At 56.1% G+C, this 3,503-nt stretch carries 2 protein-coding genes; one reads left to right on the plus strand and one right to left on the minus strand.

Features of this window, described 5'->3' with window-relative positions:
• The coding region (locus tag FOY56_RS23210; protein WP_281288850.1) for a beta strand repeat-containing protein at nt 1-2,896 on the minus strand (2,896 nt) is incomplete at its 3' end.
• A gap of 313 nt (nt 2,897-3,209) precedes the next feature.
• On the opposite strand from FOY56_RS23210, the gene FOY56_RS23215 reads away from it, so the two are divergent.
• A complete protein-coding gene (locus FOY56_RS23215; RefSeq protein ID WP_146348524.1) occupies nt 3,210-3,395 on the plus strand; it encodes a hypothetical protein in 186 nt (61 codons plus the stop codon).
• Nucleotides 3,396-3,503 lie beyond the last annotated feature (108 nt).

Here is a 3,503-nt window from a genome sequence, read left to right on the forward strand (position 1 = left end):
GGCTGTCGTCGGAAGACTGATAGATGAACGTGTCGTTGTCCGCCCCGCCATACAGAAGATCTGCGCCAAGGCCTCCGTTTATCCGGTCGTTGCCATCGCCACCGCTCAGCTGATCATTCCCGTTTCCGCCCAGAAGCGTGTCGTTTCCTGCTCCGCCCTGAAGGTCGTCATCCTGAAGGCCTCCTTCGATCTGGTCGGCTCCGGACCCGCCAAGAATGACGTCACTCCCGTTGCCTCCAAACAGCTGGTCGTTGCCGAAATCGCCCGAGATGATATCGCGGCCGCCAAGCCCATGGATGATATCATTGCCGCCGTTGCCGGATAGGATCTCACCCAGATCGGTGCCCGTTATGATATCCGGGCCATTGCTTCCGGATTGGGTGGTTACCAGTTCGAAAGCGCCAAGGTCGCTGATGTTCAGACCGTTGTTGACCACATTCAGGATGTCGGCCCGCAAGGTGCCGCGCGCATCCGTTGCCGGGACTGTGGCGTCATTGCCGGCATCCAGCGCCGGGTTCAGTGAGCCTGCCTTTAGCGCGATGGTCTGAACCGGCCCGCCATTGTCGGCCAGCAGCCCGCCGCCAGACGCATCCAGTTCTGCGAACACGTCCGCTGCTGTTTCGCCGTCCGCGCCGATGAGCGAGTTGGTCGCCGTTAATGTGCCGGATACAGAAAGCTCTGCATCTGTCGGCGCAGAGTTCCCCAGAACGATGCTGTTCAAAAGTGTTAAGTTGCCCGCGCTCAAGTTTCGGATTCCGCCGCCGCCCACGTCGGCAATATTCCCGCTGATTGTCGTGTTCTCCAACGTCGCAGAACCACTATTACTTAAGCCGGCGCCGTTTCCACCAGCATAAAGGTAATCGCTAAAGAAAGCGCGGTTACCGCTGATCGTACTGTTGGACAATGTCAATTCACCACTGTTCAACATTCCTCCGTTGGAAAGCGCCGAATTGTTGCTGACTGTGCTGTTGGACACGATTGCGGTTCCAGCGTTGATCATACCGCCGCCGGACCAGTAAGAACTGTTGCCGTCAATCACGCTGTTGATCAAATTGAGAGTCGCATCAGAAGAGTTCAGTATTGCACCAGCCCCATACCACGCTGAGTTCCCGCTTAAGGTCGTGTCAGACACAGTAGTGGTGCCCGCATTGGCAATTGCACCCCCGTCGTTGCGTGCATAATTGCCGCTTAGAACGCTATTGGTCAGGTTGAGGGTCGCTCCAGCTTGAACGTAAATACCGCCGCCCACGGTAAAGGACTCAGAATAGCCGTCTGAGACTCTCAAAGAGTTCAGCGACGCCATGCTGCTTTCAACCCTGAACACCCGCGAGGCGTCATTACCGGATATCGTAACATCGGCCGTATCGTCTCCATCAATATCACCGTCAATTGTGACATCGCTGGACAAGACAAGTTCGCTGCCTGCCAGCGTGATTGTCTGTCCTGACAAAGAGCCATTGAACGTGATGGTACTGGCATCAGCGTCGGAATTGGCAAAAGCCAGGGCCTCGCGCAGCGAGGTTTTGCCGTCAAATGCATCAACGACGTCTTCCGCCGTGGTGACAATCAGGCTGTCCGCCTCGGGAGCCAGATCTTCTACCATCTCAAGCGCCCCAAGATCGCTGATATTGGGCCCATTGTTACTGACCGGCAGGTTCACCCGCGCTGACCCTGCTGCATCCGTTACCGGAGCCGTCGCATCATCCCCAGCATCAAGTGCAGGGTTCGCCCCCCCGGTGTTCAACGCAATGGTCAGACCCGACCCGCCATTGTCGGCCAACAGCCCGCCGCCCGAGGTATCTAACGCCGCAAACACATCTGCTGCGGTTTCGCCATCCTCTCCGGTGAGCGAGTTGTTAACAATCAGCGTGCCAGCAGTGCTGATCTCGTCAGCCCCACGGGTGGCACTGTTGCCCAAAACAATGCTGTTGCTCAGTGTCATCGAGCCCGGGTTGGACAGCCCGCCGCCCGCCCCCGAATTGTTTCCGCTGACCGTGCTGTTGGTCAGCGTCGTAGTGCCCTGGTTGTATATCCCGCCGCCGCCAAATTGCGCATCATTGCCGCTCAGGGTGCTGCTGCTCAGTGTGGCAGTGCCCAGATTGGAGACCCCGCCGCCAGAATCTGCCTCATTGTCACTGAGTGTGCTGTTGGTCAGCGTCGCAGTACCATGGTTTTCAATTCCGCCGCCGCCAATCGTGGCCTCGTTGCCAGACAGCGTACTGTCGGTGATCGTTGCGACCCCGGTACCGGAATTGAAAATCCCGCCACCGCTACCGATTTTGGTTTGGAAATAGTACGAAGAATAGCCGACAAAATTGCCGCTCACCGTGCTTTCGTCCAGTGTCAGAGTGCCAGAATTGTAAATCCCGCCGCCGCTGACAATCGAACGATTGTCGCCAATGGTGCTATTGGTGATTGTCGCAGTGCCTGCATTGTATATTCCGCCACCTTTGCCAAAGGTCAAATGAGTCCCGGTTCCTGCTCCCGCTCTGTTACCGCTTATTGTGCTATTGGTAACTTCAACAGTCGCGTTGCTGTTTATGTAAATCCCGCCACCGTCATAGAGCCCGGAATTGCCATGGGTGATCGTCAACGCGTCCAGTGTCGATGTGCCGCTTTCAATCATGAACACCCGCGAGGCGGCAGTCAGGAAATTGCCGCCTGAAACCGTGATGTCCGCCATATCGTCGCCGTCAACATCGCCGTCGATGGTCACATCGCTGGTGAGAACAAGTTCGCTGCCGCCAAGCGTGATCGTATGCCCCGAAAGCGCCGCATCGAAAGTGATCGTATCCGCACCCGCCGATGCCTCGGCAAGCGCAATCGCCTCGCGCAGGCTGGTGACACCATCGTCTGCCACCGCATCTTCCCTTGTTGTTACAATGAAATTCGCCATGAATGGAGCTCCCGGAAAAAATTGTATTTCGATATGGTAATTCACATCATCGGTAAAAAGCTAAACATGCACTTCATACCGACATTACCAAATGGAATATCTTCTCCGGCATGGTGTCGTTGTTTTGCGCCCCGATCAAGCCTTTTGGACGCGCTGTGCCGTGACTCCGGCATCCGACGCACGACCTGATCGCGATTAATGGTCTCGATGGCGGGGTGATCCGGACTTAGGCTGATCAACATCCGCATGGACAGACCAATCGAGCCGTTTTCGCTCAGTTGCAGCCACTGATGAACTCATACCGAAACCGGTGATGGATTGCTGCAAGTATGAGCTTGAACACATCACCGCTGACCGCGATCTCGGCGAGTTGGTCTCTGTTCCAAAACTCCTGACGACGGACAACTACTACACCAAACTCCCCGACAGTGCTCTGGGCTATCAACCGCTAGCGCCTGAAACCATCATCCCGATCGAATGCACGCCAACGACGCACTAACAATCAACTTGGACAAGTCAGATCAGGCTGCTGAGCAGCCCCACTTGAGTGGTCCATTTTAAAAGTTAGTGCATGATTGGCCGTTGATCCATCGGGATGATGGCCTCT

The organism is Falsiphaeobacter marinintestinus (assembly GCF_007923355.1).
GTDB lineage: Bacteria > Pseudomonadota > Alphaproteobacteria > Rhodobacterales > Rhodobacteraceae > Phaeobacter_A > Phaeobacter_A marinintestinus.